Below are 20277 nucleotides of genomic sequence, written 5' to 3'. Positions count from 1 at the left end.
TAAAGGTGCGTCCGTAGTGTTTGGCAACTGTGGCTAGGCTTGCAGCGCCACAATCTTCTTCACTGTGTTGCAGTACGCTGTTGTATTTCATTGTTCAATTACTGAAGTTTTTGATGCCGTACAGGCAACACAGATAAATACGGATATTAAACTACCTCAGATATTTATACTCTGAGGTAGCTTTGCCCTCTAGACAAAAATAACTTTTAAGGTTGCTCTTAAGTCAAATCTACCCTACACGGAACGCGGAAGTGATTGCGTCGTTATTAGCCCCAAGATTATATAAAACTCCTGGACCGAGAATACCAGTAGCCTGTCCTCTAAAACCTGAGTCCTGAAAGAAATTCCAACTACCCCGTATAATCAGAATAGACGAGGCTTGATCGTTGAAATTGTTAATACTGCCTTCGTTATCTATCCCAATGTTGGGATCGCCATCACCTATCGATGCATTGATATTTAGACTCCTCCCTTGTCCATTTGGATCGTTGTATAAAATTATATCTGGGTCGTTGCTTCCCTGGTAAGTAATGCCACCACTACAGGTAGTAGCCACCTCATCGTTAAGTTCCTTCACTGCGCTGAAATTCAACGGAATCAAAGTCCCCCTTTTTAAGAGGGATTTAGAGGGATCTAAAACTTTTAATACTGGCAAGAGGACTTTTCAAACAACCTCTTAGTAAATTTCAAATTTATTGCTTGATAATTGTGGAGCATCCCAATTTTGCTTAAATCTTTTCCCTCACCCCCAGCCCCTCTTCCATATTTGGGAGAGGGGAGACATAATTCTAGTTCCCCTTCTCCCATCTTTGGGAGAAGGGGTTAGGGCTATCAACGTTTTTGCACATTTGGGATGCTCCCGATAATTGAGACAATTTCACTCTCTAACAGCAATACAATATTAACGTTGAGCTAAACAAGCATCGTAGTCACAGAATGTAAGACTTATTTAGCAAGCCATGCCTTTTCACGGTTGCAGTCTCTCCTGGATAAATTCCGAATTTTGTTAACCCGCAGATCGCTTATCTATTGTTTTGTATTTGTATTCTTATAGAGTCTGTTCTCAAAAACCTTTCAGATGCTTTTAATTTGTCATCTGATTAACACTGTAACAACCGGACGCTTGAAATCGCGTATATACAAGAGTTTAATTTATAATTTAACTGTATAAGTTGATTAACTTCAACAAAAAAGAAGTTTATTATGTCAAAATCGCCCCACCCATCAATCGCTCATATCGATACTTCAACTCTTCTTTCATCAAATACCAACGCTCTAAAGTTGCATCCATCTCTATAATTTTCTCTGCTGCTTGCCGCGCTAAAAGTAAAACTTCTTCATCGTCAACCAAACTCGCTAAAGTAAAATCTGGCACTCCTGATTGACGAGTTCCCAATACTTGCCCAGGGCCACGAAAACGCATATCCATTTCGGAGATGAAAAAACCATCCTGAGATTGTTCCAACACCTTCAAGCGTTGTTGAGCATCAGGACTTCTGGAACTACTCATCAACAGACAGTAAGACTGAGCCGCGCCACGACCAACACGCCCCCGCAGTTGGTGGAGTTGCGATAAGCCAAATCGCTCTGCATTTTCAATGAGCATTACTGTAGCATTAGGTACGTCTACACCAACTTCAACAACAGTAGTCGAAACTAGAATCTGCGTTTGGTTATCACGAAATTTGGTAATAGATTCGTCCTTATCGGCTGAACTCATGCGACCGTGCAGTAGCCCCACTTGAAAGTCGGGAAAAACGCTTTCTTGTAACTTTTGATGCTCCTCAACAGCCGATCGCAAATCCAGTTTTTCTGATTCTTCCACCAAGGGCAAAACCACATAAACTTGTCTACCTTGGGCAATTTCTCGCCGGATGAGGTCGTAAGCATGGTTGCGTTGCTGACCTGATAATACTGTTGTCTGAATCTTTTGTCGTCCTGGCGGTAGCTCATCAATCTGGCTGACATCTAAATCCCCGTGTATCGTCAGTGCTAAGGTTCTGGGAATCGGAGTAGCTGTCATAGTCAACACATGGGGTTGCTCACCTTTTTGCTGCAAACGCGCCCGTTGTTCTACCCCAAAGCGATGCTGTTCATCAATCACCACTAACCCAAGTTGATGGAAGTTTACAGGGTCTTGAATCAATGCATGGGTTCCCACTAACAGAGGTAATTCACCAGTTGCTAACTGAGAATGTATTTGTCTTCGTTTAGCAGTTTTGGTGGAGCCTGTCAGTAATTCCACTGGTAAATGCAATAGGTTAAACCAACTAACTAACTTGCGATAATGTTGTTCTGCCAAAACTTCTGTAGGAGCCATCAGCGCCGCTTGGTAGCCAGATTGAATTGCTGCGAGGATAGCTAGCACGGCAACGACCGTTTTACCAGAACCGACATCACCTTGGACTAAACGATTCATTGGTGCAGGTTTTTGTAAATCGTTGAGGATGTCGTTGAGGACTCGTTGCTGTGCGCCAGTGAGTTGAAAAGGCAGTATTTCGTAGAATTTCTCTACAAGTTGACCGCGTGGAACGAGGATGGCGCTGGTTTGAATCGCCCTTGCTTGCTGTTGACGTTGTAGTAAACCAAGTTGTAGGTAGAAAAACTCATCAAAAACTAGGCGACGACGGGCAACTTTTAAAGCGTCACTATCGCTGGGAAAATGAATGTTAGCGATCGCATCTTTCAATTCCATCAAACCATACTTTTGTCGCAAACCACTTGGCAAGGGGTCTTTCAGGCTAGCCGCAGCAGGTAAAGCAGTAATTACCGCCTGTCGCACTGTATTCGCCACCACGCCTTCAGTCAGTCCATAAATTGGCACTACCCGCCCAATATTCAGCGACTCAATCGAATCTCCTGGATTTCCCAAAACCTCTAGTTCTGGGTTATCCAGTGTCAAGCCGTATTTACTTTCTTTCACCAACCCACACGCCGCCAAAATACTACCTACTGGATAACGGCGTTTTAAACTTTCTTGCCAAGCGCGACTACTAAAGCGCGTACCTGCGTAAAAACGACTAATTTTGATTTGACCACTGTTATCTTTTACGACCAGTTCTAAAATTGATAATTTCTGATTTTTAGGGCTAGTAAAGAAGTTGCAACGCTTCACTGTAGCCACTATTGTCACCGTCTCACCCGCCTGTAACTCGCGGATATTCACCTGACGCGCATAATCAATGTGGTCACGAGGATAGTAGAAAAGCATATCGCGGACGGTGTGTAAACCAAGCCGTGCCAAATTATCAGCTTTTTTGAAGCCTATTTCTGGTAAATCGCTGAGTTTTTGCTCAATGCTCGGTGCAAGCCTCCGACTCACCTCAGCAACAATTGGAGATTTGGGATTTGGGATTTTGAAGTGATTAATTTTCCCCTGCTCCTCTGCTCCTCTACTCCCCTGTTCCTCCTGCTGTAGTTGGGAGAGATATCTACGAGTCTCTGCTACTAAATGTTGTCTTTCTTCCAGTGCTAGATGTGGATAACTAGCAAATTGCACCGCTAGTCCTTGCCAACGGCGGCGTTCAGTTTGGGGTAAGCCTGTTGGAAATTTGCCCAAAGTCAGGCTTAAAAATTCACTGAAACGGTATTCTCTGCCCATCAAGTCTGTAAAGCCGCGTTCAGCTTCTATTGCCAAGGCTTTGTGCAATCTTATCCAATCTGGTTTTTCATTAGTCATTGGTCAGCAGAGTTAGGAGTCAGAAGTTAGGAGTTAGGAGTCAGAAGTTAGGAGTTAGGAGTCAGAAGTTAGGAGTTAGGAATAAATTACTCATAACTCATAATTCATAATTCATAACTCATAACTTTATTCAAACCAACTAGCACGCCATGCAGCTTCAGCTTCAGCGATCGCTCTTTCTCTATGTTTCTTTTGATACTCCCGTCCTAGCTTGTTTACCTGAACTAAAATACTGCGGATTTGCCTGCGCTCAGATGAGAGTGTTACATCAGCAAATTCAATTTCTCCTAGCCGCAGGTTAATAGCCATAACTTGCGTCAGTCCAGAATCTTCTGACTGCTGCTCATTTTCAATTTCAATTACTAAGTTTAATAAGTTGGGTGGCCCTGGCATAACCTCACCAGAGGCTTCTGATGCCGCCGCAGCCGCAGCTGCTAAAATCGGTTCTGGTAGTTTTTTAGGTAATACCCCAGATTTTTGGATTAAAATATTAGCATCATGCGAAAGTTTTTTCAGTATATCTTGCGTGACCTCTTCTAAATTCTGTTGCCATTTTACTAGTTCTATAGGATTAGAGGTGTCGGCGCCCAAAGATTGAGAATTAGAGGTATCCAGAAGCCCAGAAGATAAAGAGGATGTTACTCCCTCATCCCCCTCATCTCCCCCAACTTTAATACAAGCAAGCAACTGCTCTGCCGCCACTTGCCCTAACTTACGGATAGCTTGTTGCAATTGCTGGCGCTGATTCAATGACAAATGCAGAAAGTTTTCAGGATACCCCTGAGTACAAAGGTGGTAACTCGCCAGAATCAACTGTTTTCGTACAGCTAGCCCCAGGGTGTTTAGATAACTAGCATAAGCGTTTTGTAGTTCTACTGCGATCGCCCTAATCGCTTCTTTTATTCCTGCAATATCCCGTTCAATTCGCTCGATTGCTCTTGCCATATCTTTTCGTTCTTGCCCATGTGAACTATTACATAGTACAAATGTACAATTTTATTTTATAAGAACTTTCCAGAGGATTTTATATTTTAAATTAAATGCGATATTTCGTGTCTCTACTAAAAAAAAACAGGTCAGGCTATTTGCTTGACCTGTTCTTTAAGCAGTTAAGAATTATGAGTTATGAATTATGAAGCAACTTCCTATTAACTCCTAACTCCTAACTCCTAACTAATATTACTTAGTACCCATTTGTGCAGCGACTTCATCAGCAAAGCTAATTTCTTGCTTTTCAATGCCTTCGCCCAGTATGTAGCGGACAAAACGGCTCACATGAATCTCTTCGCCTAATTGAGCCTTTGCTTGCTTCAAGAGGTCTTCCACAGAAATACTTTGATCGCGAATGTAAGGCTGATCGATCAAAGTCAATTCTTTCAGGCGTTTTTCAATTCGTCCCTGAACAATTTTTTCTTTGATGTTATCTGGCTTGTTCGCCAAATCATCCTTGCCCATTTCAATATCTTTTTCCTTTTGGGCAACTTCGGGGGGAATTTGGTCTACGCTCACATACTCGACATTTGGACAAGCCGCAACTTGCATTGCAGTGTTCCGTGCCAAGGTTTGGAACTCTTGATTGGTAGCGGCTGACTCAGTTTGAGAACCCAGTTCTACCAATACACCAACTCGACCGCCAGTGTGAATGTAGCTGTCTACTACACCTTGCGTGCCTTCTGCTAGTGCAAAATTGACAAAGCGACGCACTTGAATGTTTTCACCGAGGGTGGCAATGGTTTGCTTGATGAATTCTTCTACAGTCGCATTTTCATTATCAATATAGGGTTGAGCCAACAAAGACTCAACACTATTAGCAGTAGCTGCTTGCTTTGCTAGATTCTTAACTAAAGCTTTAAAAGCCTCATTACGAGCAACAAAGTCGGTTTGGCAGTTGACTTCGATCAGTACACCAACTCGACCACCGGGCTGAATGTAAGTGTCTACTAGACCTTCTGCCGCAATGCGATCGCTTTTTGCCCCCGCTTTAGAGATGCCCTTTTTCCGTAGCCAGTCTGCGGCTTCTTCTACGTTGCCTTCAGTCTCTATCAGCGCCTTTTTGCAGTCCATCATGCCGGCACCAGTTTTTTGGCGTAGCTCTTGGACGAGTTTTGCAGATATTTCCGCCATGTTGCCTCAATTCCTAACTTGACCTCGAGTTGTAATCGCTCACGGGTGTTGAGTATTTCTATCTTACTCAGGGGTGGGGTAGAAAAAATAATCAAGTTATAAGGTATGACTTTTTTTTGCCTCTACCTTAGCCTCCGATTTGCCGTTTTTGTAGGGCGGCTTGCTGCTACTGTGCCAGCCACCGCCCTCCAACGGAGCAGTTCCTTGACCCCTGCTTTACTTATTCTTCTGTTTCCTCGTCGGGAATTACGGCGTCAGTATATTCGGTTTCTTCGTAGTCTTCGTCATACTCACCACCGTCGTAATCTTCGTAATCCTCTTCAGCCTCCAGCTGACCGTGACGACCTTCATAAATGGCATCCGCCAATTTTCCGACTATCAGCTTAATTGACCTGATAGCATCGTCGTTTGCTGGGATGGGGATATCTACTACATCTGGGTCACAGTTTGTATCCAACATAGACACAATGGGAATATTCAGCTTTTGGCATTCTTGAACTGCGTTATATTCCCGCCGTTGGTCTACAATTACCACGATATCGGGGACTTTTCGCATTGTTTTAATGCCGCCTAAGTATTTCTGAAGCTTCGTCATTTCCCGACGTAGCATTGATGCTTCTTTTTTCGGTAATAAATCTAGTGCGCCAGTTTCTTCACGGCGTTCTAAATCTTTCAGACGGTCTACCCGTGTTTTGATGGTTGCCCAGTTGGTCAACATTCCGCCCAACCAGCGTTGGTTAATGTAGTGGGAACCACAACGGCTGGCTTCTTGGGCAATAATTCCGGCTGCTTGGCGCTTGGTGCCGACGAAAAGAAATTTCTTCCCTTGTTCTGCGTGCGATCGCATGTAGTTATAGGCATTATCCATCAATTGGGCAGTTTGCACCAAGTCGATGATATGCACACCATTGCGGGAAGTATAAATGTAAGGAGACATTTTTGGGTTCCAACGCCGGGTCTGATGCCCAAAGTGAACCCCTGACTCCATCATTTGAGCCAATGAAACTACTGGCATATATTTTTAACTCCGATTCGGGTTAAACCTCCATCCAAGTGCATTTCCCAATTGGGAAACACCCGAATTCTCAGATGTGCGAGATTAGTTAACCATACTAGGTTAGCATATTTGGAAGAGTTATAGCTGAATAGTATCAGGGTCTACATTGAGCGATGGCTGCGCCAACGCCAAGGGCGAACGCAACCTTGCCTTTAACTGTTCTATCTGCAATTCTGCCTGTTCTGCTCTTTGGCGTTCTTGTTCTGCTCTTTGGCGTTCTTGTTCTACAAGTACTTCTGCTTGTTGTCTTGCTAAAACTTCCTGCTGTAAAACCTGTACCAGTTCATCAGGGATGAGTAATTTTTCCCCTGTATCCTCAGGGTAAAACCCAATTAACCTTCCCTCAATCACCAAGCGCAGTTGTAGCGGTTCACTGCGTCCATCCTGTATGGGTTCGTAGATTTCTCCCCGCAAGCGATAGCCACGTAACTGTTGTTCCACCCACTCACCTTTAGGGTCAAATAGCCAGTATTCCTTGACACCTAGCTGCTCATAGAGAGTCTTTTTGAAGATTTCATCTTGTCCCTTAGTAGCAAAGGATGTCATTTCAAAAATAACTATAGGTACTTGACCCTCTTCCCAGATTTTATAGTTGTCCCGACCACCAGGTGCAACATCAAAAATCACCATCACATCTGGGGCTACCCGCAACTTGGGAAAGCCTTGTGCATAGTAAAGAAATTGATTTCCCAATACTGTTGCCTGACGATTTGCCAGATACTGTTTTAGGACTTCCAAGGTAGTTAGCAAGGCATAAAGGTGGTCATAGGTTTCTGCCACTGGTTGACCATCAGCACTGGGATAGAAAATTTCTGATTCGACACTAACTGGTAAAGTAGCCGTCATGGTTGTAAAATCAGTGCTACAAGATTATTGTAGAATAACTCTACTTCTGTCTAAGTTGAAATGTGCAAGCTTTTCAAAATATAACTAGATAACTCACAAAATCCTTCCCCTTCGGCAGCAGTGGTAATGTAAGCAGGGTGATATTTCAACTGATTCACATATTCCAGAACATTCGCCACGCCTACAGAAATAGGAAAATAACGCCGATCAAATAAACTTTCATCATTGGGGCTATCGCCAACAGTAATAATTTGTTCTGGTGAGTACTGGGGTAAATATTCGCGCAATACCTGCAACAATCCTACAGCTTTATCTTGCCCTTGAGGTTTAATGTGACACTGCACGTTGCTATAGGTAAATCCCCAACCCATTTGTTGACAGAGATTGTCTAGGGTTTGTAGTTGATCTTGATCCAAACCAGCTACATCAAAAGTCCAGTCAGTGATGCGAAAGCGATTATCAGCAGATTCTTGAATTTGGGGAAATTTGGTTTGTAAATTTTCAAAAGTTGTAGCCAAGTGCTGGCGATGTTGAGCTAAATCAAGAATGGGTGTTAAAATTACTGGTTTGTGGTTCGCAGGTGGAAAGTACAAACCGCCATTTTCGGCGATCGCACCTGCGACTGGCATAATCGCACTTAATCCACTCACCCACCCAGCAGAACGTCCTGTGACAATTAGCACCTTAATGTTAGCTGCGGCTAAATCTTCTAAAGCTTGCAGTAGTGCGGGAGTAAATTTTCCTCGTCTAGTCAGGGTGCCATCCATATCTGTGGCTATCAGACGAATATGAAGAAAGCTTGTAGATGAAAACTCAGGCAGGGCAGGGATGCTCTGGTGTCTGGACATACGTAATTTGTAAAAGGCTGTAAAAAATATTAATCATACAGCAAGATGGGATTGAAGATTTGGGCATCCTAAACATCAGGAGTCAAGTTTTTCAGTTTCCAATCATGTCCACTTCGATATTTCTTGCCCAAACCCCAGGAAAGCCTAAAAACGCATCCCAGGAAGTGCCAGCAAGTAATCCTCAAATACCAGTATTATTGCTGGCAACTTCTGGAGGACTGGCTTTAGCGGTGATTGCAATGATAGTGTATAGTAAGCTCCAGATGAATAAGCTGGAGAAAAAACTTAAGTTTGAACAATTCCGTGCGCGAGAATTAGATAAAAAATTTAAGCTGGCGCTGGAAACGATTCGCAAAATGGAAACCAATCCCGATTTGGTCAACTCACGGGACTTTAACCTGGATTATCTGCGAATGCGAATGGCAGAAGAAGTGTTTCATTTTGCAATCCTTAATCAAGTGAAGATTCAGATCAAAGAAAAAGTTACTCAAGCCCTGCGTCCAAATCAAGCACAACTTGGCTCAGTCGGAATTGCTAATAACGCTGCACGGCAAGTAGATGAAATTTTTGATGTAGAGTATGAAACTGGTACTCCGCCGAACTGTGCTAAAAGAGTACTTTTTCGGATTCAAATCCGGTTAATGAAGTTACCGACGCAAGCGACTTCTGCAACTATTAGTCAAATTATTGACTGTATAGAAACTTACCTAAGCCCCACAGAAAACGAAGATAGTTGGCAACCAACAATTCAAGGTCGGATTGCTACTATGCATTGGGATCAAAAAGCTAAACCTACGCCTCTACTGGTGCTGGAGCAATCAAATGAAGGCGTTAATGTGACTTTTCGTACTAGTCGCCAACCAAATACCCCAATTCCGCCAAACCCACCTGGAATGAAAAAATCAGGCTCGGCTAGACAATAAATTATGGTTGTTATTAGTCATTGGTCAAACAATTTTAGATTTTGGATTTTAGATTTGTTTGCGCGTTTAAATTCGGGGGCTTGTAACCCTTTTTAAAGTTTGGATTTTGAATCTTCAATTCTATTATCCAAAATTTAAAATCTAAAATTCGGTCATTCACAAAGGATAAATGACTAATGACTAAAATCATGACCCAATAGCTGCATTGGGGGAATTACGGGTTAAAAGACCATCTTCCATTTCTACGATGCGATCGGCTATGTCTAAAATGCGGTTGTCGTGTGTCACTAATAAGATAGTAGTTCCTTGATTTTTGGCTAAACTTTGCATTATTTCCACGACATCGCGTCCTGATTGTTTGTCTAATGCTGCTGTTGGTTCGTCTGCTAGCACCAGTGGGGGATGATTAACTAAGGCGCGGGCGATCGCAATTCTTTGTTTCTGTCCACCAGAAAGATTGTCTGGATAGTAATCAACTCGTTTTTCTAGACCAACAGACCCCAGCATGGCTTTTGATTTAGCCACTGCTTCTGCTTGAGAAATATTATCATTCAATTCTACCGCCATTTGCACATTTTGTTTTGCTGTCAAAAACCCTAGCAAATTGTGAGCTTGGAAAATATAACCAATGTTGCGTCGCATCTGCACCAGTTTGTTTTGACTGACGCCAACGAGTTCTTCACCTAAAAATTTTAAACTTCCCTCTTGTACAGACCGCAAACCCCCAATTAAGCTCAGTAATGTGGTTTTACCTGAACCTGATGGCCCGGTCATAATTACAATTTCACCTGGATAAATTTCTAGGTTGATGTCAAATAATATCTGTTTTCTCAGTGCGCCTTTGCCATAGTAGTGGTTGAGATTTTTAATGGCAATTACAGGTTGTTTTTTGATCATGTTTTTATTACTTATAACTTTAGCATTTTTGAGTTTTATTTTAATTTTAACTGTAGTACCTAATCAGAATAAATTTTTATTTATTGTTAATTGTAAACTAGGTTTTTTAGAAAATATATTTTAATTAAGATTAAATTAATTAAAATATATCTGCTGGATCGGCAGAACTTAATTTTCGGACTGCGATCGCTCCAGAAATAATGCACATTAGTATAGTCAAAATTAACACCATTACCGCTCGGTCAAAACTCATAAAAACTGGTAAAAGTGTTGCCTTTTTAGCGCTGTCATACATAAAAAAAGCAAAAACTATCCCAGGAAAATATCCTAAAATGGCTAACAGCAAAGCCTCTTGAAGAATGACTGTTAATAAATATTTTTGTGTGTAACCTATTGCCTTGAGAGTAGCGTATTCAGCTAAATGATCTGCAACTTCTGTATAAAGAATTTGATAAACAATCACAGTCCCCACAATGAAACCCATGACAGTCCCTAATGTGAAAATAAACCCAATAGCTGTACTATTTGCCCAATAATTCCGCTCAAAATCAATAAATTCTTGCTTAGTTAAAACATTGACCTCTTTAGGTAAATACTTTCGTAGTTCTTGGGCAACAATGTTAGCATCAGCCCCCGGTTTTAATCTAATCAGTCCGATATCAATTAATCCTGGTTGACGATTGCTGAATATTCGCAGAAAGTTAATATCACTTGTAATTAAATTTCCATCTGCACCAAATGATGCACCTAATGTAAATAGTCCTTCTACTTTAATTCGCCGCCTTCGCACTTCTGCTGTTACAGTCTTTCCTTGTTCATAATTAGTAACAATTGGCCCATATTCTAGCCGAGAAGAACGATCAAATAAAACTACATCAGGTAATTTAAGTTTATTTAAATTTTCTGGAACTCCAGGTAAATTAACTAGATTACTTTCTGGGTTCATGCCAAATATCAAGATACTGCGAGGACGGCCTGTTACAGGATTTTTCCAGATTGTAAAGTCCAAATATATTGGATGTACTGATTGGACTGCGGGTAACTCTAAAGCTTTATATAACCGCCGTTGAGAAAAACCCCTCATCGCCAGGATAGCGCTAGATTGACTGTTAATTAAAACAATATCGCCTTGCAAGCTGTTATGGAATCGAACGTTACTATAATACAAAGCATCTCGGAAGCCGAGTTGCATAAACATTAAGATATCAGCGAAAGCAATTCCTGCTAAAGCTACAGCTAGGCGAGTTTTTTCTCTTGTCAGTTGTAGCCACGACAGAGGTATTTTTTGAGTCATTTTATAGGCATCCAAGCAGAGTTCAAATAATTCGTAGTTCGTAGTTCGTAATTCGTAATTAATTATTAATTTCGACAACAACTTTGGCGTAAGTTAAACCAGAAACTTTCTGGCTATCTGCTGGAGGTAGAGCAATTTTCACTTCTACAACTCTGGCATCGACATCTGCTGCTGGATCTGTATTCAATACATCTTTTTTGCCAATTTTTCTGCCAATTTCAGTAACAGTTCCCTTTAATTCGCCGCTAAATGCTTCATTATCGCTGCTGATAGTGGCATTTTGACCAATACGCACTTTACCAATACTGTCTTCAGGGACTTCAGCAATCACAAACATTTGGCTAGTTTGTCCAATTTCAGCAATGCCATTTGCACCGATCGCTTCGCCTGATTTGGTATAAATCTTTAAAATCTCTCCAGCGATTGGTGCTTGAACGTAGCTTAACCTTAGTTGTGCTTCGGCTTTTCTGATATTTGCGATCGCATTACTAACTTGGGCTTGCGCTACTTGCACATCGGTAGGACTAACATCTAAAATTCTGCTCAGTTTGGCCTTTTCTTCATCGATTTGTCTTTGCAAAGTTGCTACAGTTTTATCACGGTTAACTTTGGCTTCGATTAGCTGCTGTTGCAAAGTTGCTAAATTTTGTATTTGGGTAGCTCTGGCTTCGGCAAGTTGCTGTCGTAGAGTTGCCAATGTTTGCTTTAAGGTAGCTTGGCTTTCGGCCACCTGTTGATTAGAAGTTACTGCACTCAAGCGTCTTCTATCGCGCTCTTGCTGAGAAATAGCACCTTCTTTGTATAAATAATCATAACGTCCGGCATCGACTTGAGCATTGCGCTGTTCGGCTTGAGTACGTGTAAGCGTTGCTCTAAGAGTATCTCTTTGCCCACTGAGTTCAGCTTCTAAGCGATTCACAGTTGCTTGTTGGACAAGTTTATCACCACTTAACTGGGCTGCAATCCGTGCGATCGTCGCTTTTTGAGCATTGCTTTCCCCAATTAACTGCGCTTGTAGGCGAGCAATAACCGCTCTTTGAGCTTGAATATCTCTTGGAGATCCGGCTTTGACTTGCGCTAAATTCGCACGGGCTTCTTGGACTTTGGCTTTTGCCTCTTGTAGTCCGGCGATTTGGGTATCGCGGTTGTCTAAAATTGCGACAATTTGGCCTTGCTTTACCTGTTCACCCTCTCTCACCAAAAGTTGCTGAATTCGTGACGATGGTGCTAATCCTGATGATGGGGCAGACAATTTAACAACTTCGCCTCGCGGTTCCAAACGCCCTACAGCACTAATGCTATTGGTAGATGGCATTACAGGAACAGATGTAGTTAGTTTCTTGAGCTGCTCGATTTTAGCTGTACCTAGTATCCCAGCCGCGATTACTATTGGCACAGCTACAGCGATACCCCACCAAATCTTAGGTTGTTCTTGATTAAATGCCTGCTCAGTTGGCTTTGGCTTTTCAGTCACCCTTGACATAGTATGTTGCCCATTTACCTGAATTGTGCTGATGGAAGTAAAAATAAAAAGGTTTTTAATCAACAGCCAGCCGCTTAGGACAAACAACAGTGGTTTAAAGCTTAAAATCCATTGTGTGATGAACGCTTAACACTATGGTTTGACAAAATAGTGTTTTCTTATAGCGATGTCTATGACGGGCTATTCGGCGTCGCTTGTTTGTATGCAACACATTTTGACCTTACTTCCATTTTTCTCTTGCTTTAAGGAGAGAGGCTTTGAAGCTTACTTACTCCCCAACGCTACAAGGGTTGGGGCTGTTCCTGTTAGGTCTGTATTGATACTGAGAAACGCTATAGTAGGGGGCTATTCAATAACTCTGAGTATTATTGAGACATGAGTGCAATGGAAGTTAGCAGAATTTACAAGCAGTATGAATCTAGATGTAGAGACGCGATATCTCATCTCTCTACACAAAATCCCAAATTGGTATGATGCGGTACTTTACTGCTAGATTAACTAGGGCTATAGTTAGTCACAAAATCGAAAAGAAACGTCAAAAATAGACTGTTGCCTTTGCTGGGTACAATCTTGGTAAAAAAGTTAGTCTTCCTTAAGTGAATCAAGGATTAATTAACTAAAAAATATCTGTCAACTTGAGCATTTCTAACATTAGAGTTTCCTTAACTTTCTGGTCAATGACTTAGTAGGGCTAGTTGCTTGCACCTACCAAGACAGCAAACCATTTTGTGATATTCGCTTCAAAGACCTTACTATTCTCCCTGTTGCTGTTTTGGGACTCCATTAAACTCTCGTTGAATGAATTCTACATTTATCCATTACGCGAAAACGTAACAGAGCCTACAGATGGGGGAGATGAGGGGATGATTAAGTTGGGAGGTCGAATAAAACTTTGGTCATGTAATTTTCTGCCCAAGCTAGGCCAAAGGCTTTTTCTAGTACGCGGCGGGTTTTATCGTTTTGCTGCTGTTTGGTGCAGTAGTTGTGTTGTCCGGCGAGATTTTGTGTAACTTGTTCAGGTGAAACAGGATGTGAGGCGATCGCTTGGGTGCAATGAATATCTAAAAATTCTCGCACCCGCGAGAGAAACATTGTTTCTTCTTCTGGGGAACTGGGACGCACAAAGATACAAAAATCCGAAAAAATATCTCCCCATTCAGGTAATTCACGGGGTTGGGAAAAGTTAAGCACTGTTAACTGTGTCAGTGCAAAAGTATAAGATTCTGGTAAAGTGCGCTCTGATTGGATAGGAGAAAGGTCTGCGATCGCTGCACTAATTTGTCCTCTACCCCCAACTAAATCGCAACCAAACATCGGCAGGTTGTATTCTGGACGGGGAAACATGACGCAGTGCAAAATATCTAGCATATTTCCGATTTTTGCTAGTTCTAAGTGCATTTTTCGGAACTGGGGCGTTTGATAGCAACGGTTTTCAATCGTCAGTTTTTCGCCTTCTAGTCTACCTTCCACATACCCCAACTCATCAGGCAAATGGTAGGGTGATAGATCCAAATGCTGATGCCAAACTGCCTCAATGCAATCAGCTAGCTGACGAATTAGGGGATGTTGTTGTTCACGTAGCGAGGGTATAGAAGTAAATGACATATTCTAAATACTTGATGGGCATGGGGCATGGGGCATTGGGCATTGGGCATTCACTAAGGGACTTCCAAGTAATAAAATATCACAATATTTCTTGTGGGATGGGCATCTTGCCCGTCCTGTGAATTGGGCGGGCAAGATGCCCACCCCACAAGATTGAATAATTTATTTATTGGAGTTCCCTAATGACTAATGACTAATCTAAGCTATTGCCAGAAATCAATGACATCGTATCCTAGTTCTCCTAGCATGTGCCGTAGTAGCGGTAAACTGAGTCCAATTACATTAGTGTGACAGCCTTCAATTTTTTCGACGAAGAAACTACCAAAACCTTCAATTGCAAAGGCTCCAGCACACTTAAGGGGTTCACCTGTGGCAATGTATGCAAGAATTGCGCGATCGCTCATTTGACCAAAGTAAACTCTTGTAACTTGAGACTTGACTATACTACGATTTTGAGCTATATCAATTAAGGCGTGACCTGTGTACAAGTCACCAAAGTTATCTTGCATTATCTGCCAACGGGCGATCGCTTCAGAGGTATTTGGTGGTTTGCCGTAAATTTCACCATTCATCGACAAAACCGAATCACAACCCATAATCAAAGCCGATTCAAACTGTGGGGCTACAGTTTCCGCCTTGTATTGAGCAAGAGTTTTGACCAATTCTGCTGGTTCACTTAATTCAATTTGCGACTCATCAAAATCACTTGGTTTAACTATCGGTTCAATACCAACAGTTTGCAGCAAGCGGCGTCGGGCTGGGGAAGCTGAGGCAAGTACAAAAGGTGGAATTTTCATGATATTTATGACAAACTTTGTAATTGGGTATTGGGCATGGGTCACTGTACATTAGGCATTGGTCATTAATCAATAATTTTTCTTCCCTTACCTCCCCTGCTTCCCCTGCTCCCCCTGCTCCCCCTGCTCCCTCATCCCCACTCCCCAGTCCCCAATTAATAAACAGAAAAAGAATTTACAACCTCATCAATCATTCGTTTAACTTTCTGCCAGCGTTTTTCAGGAATTGAGGCGTTGAGCGTAAAAAGTTTACCACGGCTAACAGCAACGCTGGCGATGTTGTGTCGTTGCTGTTGATTGGCGAGTTTAACCTCATACTCTAAAAGGTAGTATATTTTACCGTCTACTTCTCGCTGTACAGCATTGACTAATTCAGCTGAACGACCAGAGTCAGGAGGTGCCAGAGCCGCTTTTCCCAACTTATATCCTACTTCTGTTGGGGTTCCCAATTCTGACAAAGTTTTGCCTTCTGGAACTGGGCTAATCACAACCGAAACATTTTCCGACACCTCAATCAAATCGTGGAAAACTACATCTGGCCCGTTGGCGACTTTAACTTGCAGCCAGCCGTTAGGATATAAAAACTGATAGCCATCACTAGTGTCTACAAAGCTTTTGAGTCCAGATGCTGCCGCTACATCAGAATTACTCAGGCTGAAGCTCAACACCAATAGCAAAATTAATATAATTCGTTTCCACATTTTTACAGATTCCTTTGGGCTGGAGACAACACCAGGCTTGCATCATTTCTCGTTATTATTCTCCCACCAACCGGCACGCTTCGCATGAGGCATTATATCGGGAGAGATAAATACTCAAATGTCGGCAGATACTCCCTGACTCCCTGGTGTATCGCAAGTGGTGTGAAATGCGTAAGCGGAGATTGTCCTAAACATCGCCTACCCGCCTCGGAATTAATTCCAAGGATTATCAACAAAGGCAGATAAGTAAGTGGGCGCAAATAATCATCACTGGCTAGTAGTTGCGCTTTAGCGCAAGAGGGCGCAACTACTAGCCAAATACAAAGATTTTACTTTTCGTTACATAGTTTGGTTTTATCTTGCCTACCTACTTATGAGCCTCAGAATGAATTCTGAGGCGGACTTGTTGTCAAGCCAATATTCCACAATTATTCAAATACCTAATTTCCAATCTCGCGCCGAAACCATCACCCCCCATAGGTTAGAAACCTACGGTTAATAGCGAAAGTCATCTCAAAGATGACTAAAGAAAAGTTAAAGAAATTAAAGGCTAATTGAAAACACAAAAAACCCCGACTTGATAGCCGAGGTAGATGGGAGAAGTCCAAATGTCGATGAATATACCGATGCCGAAATCTTTTTTCTTAGCAAATACCAGCTAGAGAGTTAAGTTTAGTCTTTGCTAAGTTATATAACTAAATTTAATAGAAATATTACAAATAGTCAACTAGACTTGACAAAAAAAGACTTATATAATTTATAAGAACTACTTATCAGGGACAGTATGGAATTATTTTTAAAGGTGTGGTGAGTGAAGTAGGGAAAATAAAACAGTTACTGGCTAAGATAGTGAGATGAAAATGAGAACGGAACTGCTGTAGAGAGCAGAAAGATTGAGCGATTAGCTGCATAAATCAGGGTAGTTGGAATTAAGCCAAAGATTTGAGAAACTAGCTACTAGATCACCAAAGTCTTTACAATTCCTTTGTTACCTGAAAAAGTATTTCTCGACCTATGACGAATCAAGCTCCTATCCCGGTTATTGTCAACGGTGCTGCTGGTAAAATGGGCCGTGAGGTGATTAAGGCGGTGGCGCAAGCGCCAGACTTAAACCTAGTGGGTGCAATTGACCACAGTTTAGAACATCAAGATAAAGATGCTGGAGAATTAGCCGGTTTAAGCGAACCCCTGGAAGTGCCGATTACCAATCAATTAGAACCGATGTTGGGGTATGTGGCTGGCGACAGACACTCACCTCCAGGAGTGATTGTAGACTTTACCCATCCCGATTCAGTTTATGACAATATTCGTAGTGCGATCGCCTACGGTATTCGTCCAGTAGTTGGCACCACTGGGTTAAGTCCACAACAAATTCAAGACTTGGCAGACTTTGCCGATAAAGCTAGCACTGGTTGTCTAATTATTCCTAATTTTTCCATTGGTATGGTGCTATTGCAACAAGCTGCGATCGCAGCCTCAAAATATTTTGACCATGTAGAAATTATCGAACTCCATCATAACCAAAAAGCTGATGCTCCCAGTGGTACTGCGATTCAAACGGCGCAGTTACTAGGAGAATTGGGTAAAACTTTTAACCCTGCTCTTGTAGAAGAAACGGAAAAATTACCAGGAGCCAGAGGTAGTATAGCAGATGAAGGGATTAGAATTCATAGCGTGCGCTTGCCAGGGTTGATTGCTCATCAAGAAGTTATTTTTGGCGCAGCCGGACAGATTTATACTTTACGACATGATACGAGCGATCGCGCTTGTTATATGCCAGGAGTGCTACTAGCGATTCGCAAAGTCTTAGCGTTAAAGTCGTTAGTATATGGATTAGAAAAAATACTTTAAACTTTAAGACTCAGCCTAATGTTAGTACCACTGACTCGCCAGAAATTTGAACAAGTTGTCCCCCTAATTGCCACTGGTTTGCAGTATAAGTACTACTGGGGTAAGTTCTCAAATTTTTTGCAACGGCTATTAATTTCTGTAGTTGCCGTAGTTGCTATTTTGCTTGTAACATTCGTTTTCAAGCTTGAATTTGCTTCAATAGTATTTGTGCTAGGGGTAGTTAGCGCTTTTTTTTGGCTGTGGTATCCAGTGTTTCAAGCAAGTATGCGGAATTTGGAATGCCGCCGTTATAAGTATGGCGGCTTTTTCCGTGGTCGAGTGCTAGATTGGTGGATTACAGACCAGTTGATGGGTAAAACTGAAACAGTCAACAGCAAAGGCGAATTGGTAATTGTAGAAAATCGAGAAAAACAGATTAACTTAGAGGTGGGTGATGAAACAGGATTTAGCATTGAGTTTGTAGCACCATTACGTCCTGCCCACAAAATTATTACTCGCGGTCAAATTGCCGAAATGGTAGTGATGTCAAATCGCGCAGATTTGAGCAGTATTGAACAATTCAGCGATATATACTTTCCTAGCCGTGACCTGTGGGTTAGCGATTATCCTTATTTACGGCGAGATTTCTTTAACGAAGTTGGTCGCCGCTTGCGTGAAGACCAACAACAAAAGCCGCGTCGGCGACGCCGTAGCACAGAAGACTAAACTAGTCCGCAATCAAAAGATTTACGAACGGGAACATCCTACTTTGATGAGTTTCCCCTTCAAAGGATAGGTCACTGACCCACAAACAAAACCTGCCGACTTAGGTTCTGCATAAACCCGCGTTGGCGGATTTTGTTTATCTAGCCGCGATTTCCAATCGCCAGATATTTTTTCTAGAGTAGGATAATTTCTTAAAAACTCTGAGTCTGCAACAATATCGTCAGCCCCCTTAACACTTACTTTAGAATTATTGAGGTAGATATTATAGTCATAAACAACGCTTTCATTTTTATAATTACTGTTAGTAATCTTCCCAGGAAAAGCATAAAAAATGTTTCTTAAAATTTTCACGTCAGATGATTTATTAGCAAATATTTGTCCCTCGTTAAGTTCTGGACTCTGATTATTTAAAACAGCAGTGTTATTTACAATATCAATATGATCGCTTAAGAATGTATGAATACCTGAACCACCATTATTAAATGTAAGATTGTTTTGAATTAAAGTACGTCCTTTATATGCACCCAATTCTGAGTCGTCATTACGATCATTTCTTGAAGTATCAATAATAATGCCATTACCGTCTGTGATCTTTCCGACTTCAATCCAAGGAATGTACATACGATTGTTATAGGTCTTGTTGTTGGTCACGAACATTTTGTATCCTTGGTTGTTGTCAAAATTCCAATTGCTCAACATTGAAATTCCACTGCAACCATAAACGCTGTACCAAGCATTATCGAACACCACGTTATTATCTACTGTCACATAGTCCGATTGAATCGCTGAAATGCCTGTTCCTCCACACCCATGTACCTTGTTGTTGACAATACGTATATGGTGAATATGACCATTTTTTCGCCCATCGAGGCTGATGCAGTTTCCATTTGTCAGAGGGTTTGATTTGTTAGTTTTCTCACTCATAGCGTAATCAAGAGTTACATTGGCATTGTTCCCTATCACCTCAAGCCCGTTTATCTCAATATATGACGCTCCATTGTGAATTAAAATTCCATTCCATCCATTGTGCTGAATTTTCGGACTGTGGCCAGGATATGCTTTAAACTTAATCCATGCATTTGCTTCTCCAGAACGAGTAATAGATACTACCTGCCCATTCGGGCTTGCATTCGTGTAGACTCCATTCATAATAAGTACAGTGTCCCCAGGATTAGTCAGGTTTGCTGCCTTTTGAATGGTCTTAAAGGGGGATGAGGAAGAAATTCCAGTATTGTTGTCGTTTCCAGTACCGCTAACATAGTATGTTTTCAGAGTCCTGTTAGTGCTGATTAGCTTGCTACTGGATACAAGCTTTTCCTGACCATCAGTGGATACCTGACGAACCTTTTGAGTTAAAAATACTTTTATGTTTCCTCCCTCTGCCAAAAGAATTAATATCAGGGGAATTGTAAGAAATGCGATTAAACGGAAGCGTTGAGTTCCCACAAGAAAAGGCTCCTTACTCGG

The 20277-nt window shown here is 41.8% G+C and carries 18 protein-coding genes; 3 read left to right on the top strand and 15 right to left on the bottom strand.

The annotated features are described in order from the left end of the window. From V7K32_RS28840 to V7K32_RS19395, 8 genes are all read right to left on the bottom strand, one after another. The coding region (locus V7K32_RS28840) for a cysteine peptidase family C39 domain-containing protein (protein ID WP_442938759.1) at window positions 1-91 on the bottom strand (91 nt) is incomplete at its 3' end. A 138-nt stretch (window positions 92-229) separates the two neighbouring features. After that, window positions 230-577, bottom strand: a complete 348-nt coding sequence (locus V7K32_RS19425; protein ID WP_334995443.1) for a beta/gamma crystallin-related protein — start codon at window positions 575-577, stop codon at window positions 230-232. Window positions 578-1201: 624 nt separating this feature from the next. Beyond that, window positions 1202-3679: an ATP-dependent DNA helicase RecG gene (gene recG / locus V7K32_RS19420; RefSeq protein ID WP_334995442.1), complete on the bottom strand. Its 2478-nt coding sequence runs from the start codon at window positions 3677-3679 to the stop codon at window positions 1202-1204. A gap of 126 nt (window positions 3680-3805) precedes the next feature. Continuing rightward, a complete protein-coding gene (locus V7K32_RS19415; RefSeq protein WP_334995441.1) occupies window positions 3806-4624 on the bottom strand; it encodes a hypothetical protein in 819 nt (272 codons plus the stop codon). Between the two features lie 234 nt (window positions 4625-4858). Continuing rightward, on the bottom strand, window positions 4859-5803 hold the full coding sequence (gene tsf, locus V7K32_RS19410) for a translation elongation factor Ts (protein WP_334995440.1): 945 nt from the start codon (window positions 5801-5803) through the stop codon (window positions 4859-4861). 220 nt (window positions 5804-6023) lie between these two features. Next, window positions 6024-6818: a 30S ribosomal protein S2 gene (gene rpsB / locus V7K32_RS19405; RefSeq protein ID WP_334995439.1), complete on the bottom strand. Its 795-nt coding sequence runs from the start codon at window positions 6816-6818 to the stop codon at window positions 6024-6026. Between the two features lie 120 nt (window positions 6819-6938). Next, the gene (locus V7K32_RS19400; protein ID WP_334995438.1) at window positions 6939-7706 is read right to left on the bottom strand and encodes a Uma2 family endonuclease; all 768 of its coding nucleotides are present in this window, start codon (window positions 7704-7706) and stop codon (window positions 6939-6941) included. Between the two features lie 50 nt (window positions 7707-7756). Continuing rightward, entirely contained in the window at window positions 7757-8554 is a 798-nt protein-coding gene (locus tag V7K32_RS19395) for an HAD family hydrolase (protein ID WP_334995437.1), read from the bottom strand. 104 nt (window positions 8555-8658) lie between these two features. On the opposite strand from V7K32_RS19395, the gene V7K32_RS19390 reads away from it, so the two are divergent. Continuing rightward, window positions 8659-9477: a hypothetical protein gene (locus tag V7K32_RS19390; RefSeq protein WP_334995436.1), complete on the top strand. Its 819-nt coding sequence runs from the start codon at window positions 8659-8661 to the stop codon at window positions 9475-9477. Between the two features lie 186 nt (window positions 9478-9663). On the opposite strand, the gene V7K32_RS19385 is transcribed toward V7K32_RS19390, so the two are convergent. The 6 genes from V7K32_RS19385 to psbP all read right to left on the bottom strand — a co-directional run bounded on the left by V7K32_RS19385 (window position 9664) and on the right by psbP (window position 16254). Continuing rightward, window positions 9664-10374: a DevA family ABC transporter ATP-binding protein gene (locus V7K32_RS19385; protein ID WP_334995435.1), complete on the bottom strand. Its 711-nt coding sequence runs from the start codon at window positions 10372-10374 to the stop codon at window positions 9664-9666. Window positions 10375-10513: 139 nt separating this feature from the next. Beyond that, window positions 10514-11668 carry an ABC transporter permease DevC gene (devC, locus tag V7K32_RS19380; protein WP_334995434.1) on the bottom strand — a complete coding sequence of 385 codons (1155 nt, stop codon included), beginning with the start codon at window positions 11666-11668 and terminating at the stop codon, window positions 10514-10516. Between the two features lie 58 nt (window positions 11669-11726). Beyond that, window positions 11727-13151, bottom strand: coding sequence for an HlyD family efflux transporter periplasmic adaptor subunit (locus tag V7K32_RS19375; RefSeq protein WP_334995433.1), 1425 nt, complete (start codon window positions 13149-13151; stop codon window positions 11727-11729). A gap of 867 nt (window positions 13152-14018) precedes the next feature. Then, entirely contained in the window at window positions 14019-14756 is a 738-nt protein-coding gene (locus V7K32_RS19370) for a phycocyanobilin:ferredoxin oxidoreductase (RefSeq protein WP_334995432.1), read from the bottom strand. Window positions 14757-14959: 203 nt separating this feature from the next. Further along, entirely contained in the window at window positions 14960-15553 is a 594-nt protein-coding gene (locus tag V7K32_RS19365; protein ID WP_334995431.1) for a Maf family protein, read from the bottom strand. Between the two features lie 155 nt (window positions 15554-15708). Beyond that, a complete protein-coding gene (gene psbP / locus V7K32_RS19360; protein ID WP_334995430.1) occupies window positions 15709-16254 on the bottom strand; it encodes a photosystem II reaction center PsbP in 546 nt (181 codons plus the stop codon). Between the two features lie 1014 nt (window positions 16255-17268). Between psbP and dapB the strand changes: the two genes are divergently transcribed. Next, entirely contained in the window at window positions 17269-18105 is an 837-nt protein-coding gene (gene dapB, locus V7K32_RS19355; protein ID WP_334995429.1) for a 4-hydroxy-tetrahydrodipicolinate reductase, read from the top strand. Window positions 18106-18123: 18 nt separating this feature from the next. Further along, window positions 18124-18810 carry a phosphate ABC transporter permease gene (locus V7K32_RS19350; RefSeq protein WP_334995428.1) on the top strand — a complete coding sequence of 229 codons (687 nt, stop codon included), beginning with the start codon at window positions 18124-18126 and terminating at the stop codon, window positions 18808-18810. Between the two features lie 21 nt (window positions 18811-18831). Here the strand turns inward: V7K32_RS19350 and V7K32_RS19345 are convergent, their stop codons facing one another. Beyond that, entirely contained in the window at window positions 18832-20256 is a 1425-nt protein-coding gene (locus tag V7K32_RS19345) for a right-handed parallel beta-helix repeat-containing protein (RefSeq protein ID WP_334995427.1), read from the bottom strand. Between the last annotated feature and the right edge of the window lie 21 nt (window positions 20257-20277).

The sequence above is a fragment of the Nostoc sp. genome, from assembly GCF_036917635.1.
In the GTDB taxonomy this organism is placed as follows: domain Bacteria; phylum Cyanobacteriota; class Cyanobacteriia; order Cyanobacteriales; family Nostocaceae; genus Nostoc.
This window is presented reverse-complemented; position numbering and strand designations above follow the sequence as displayed.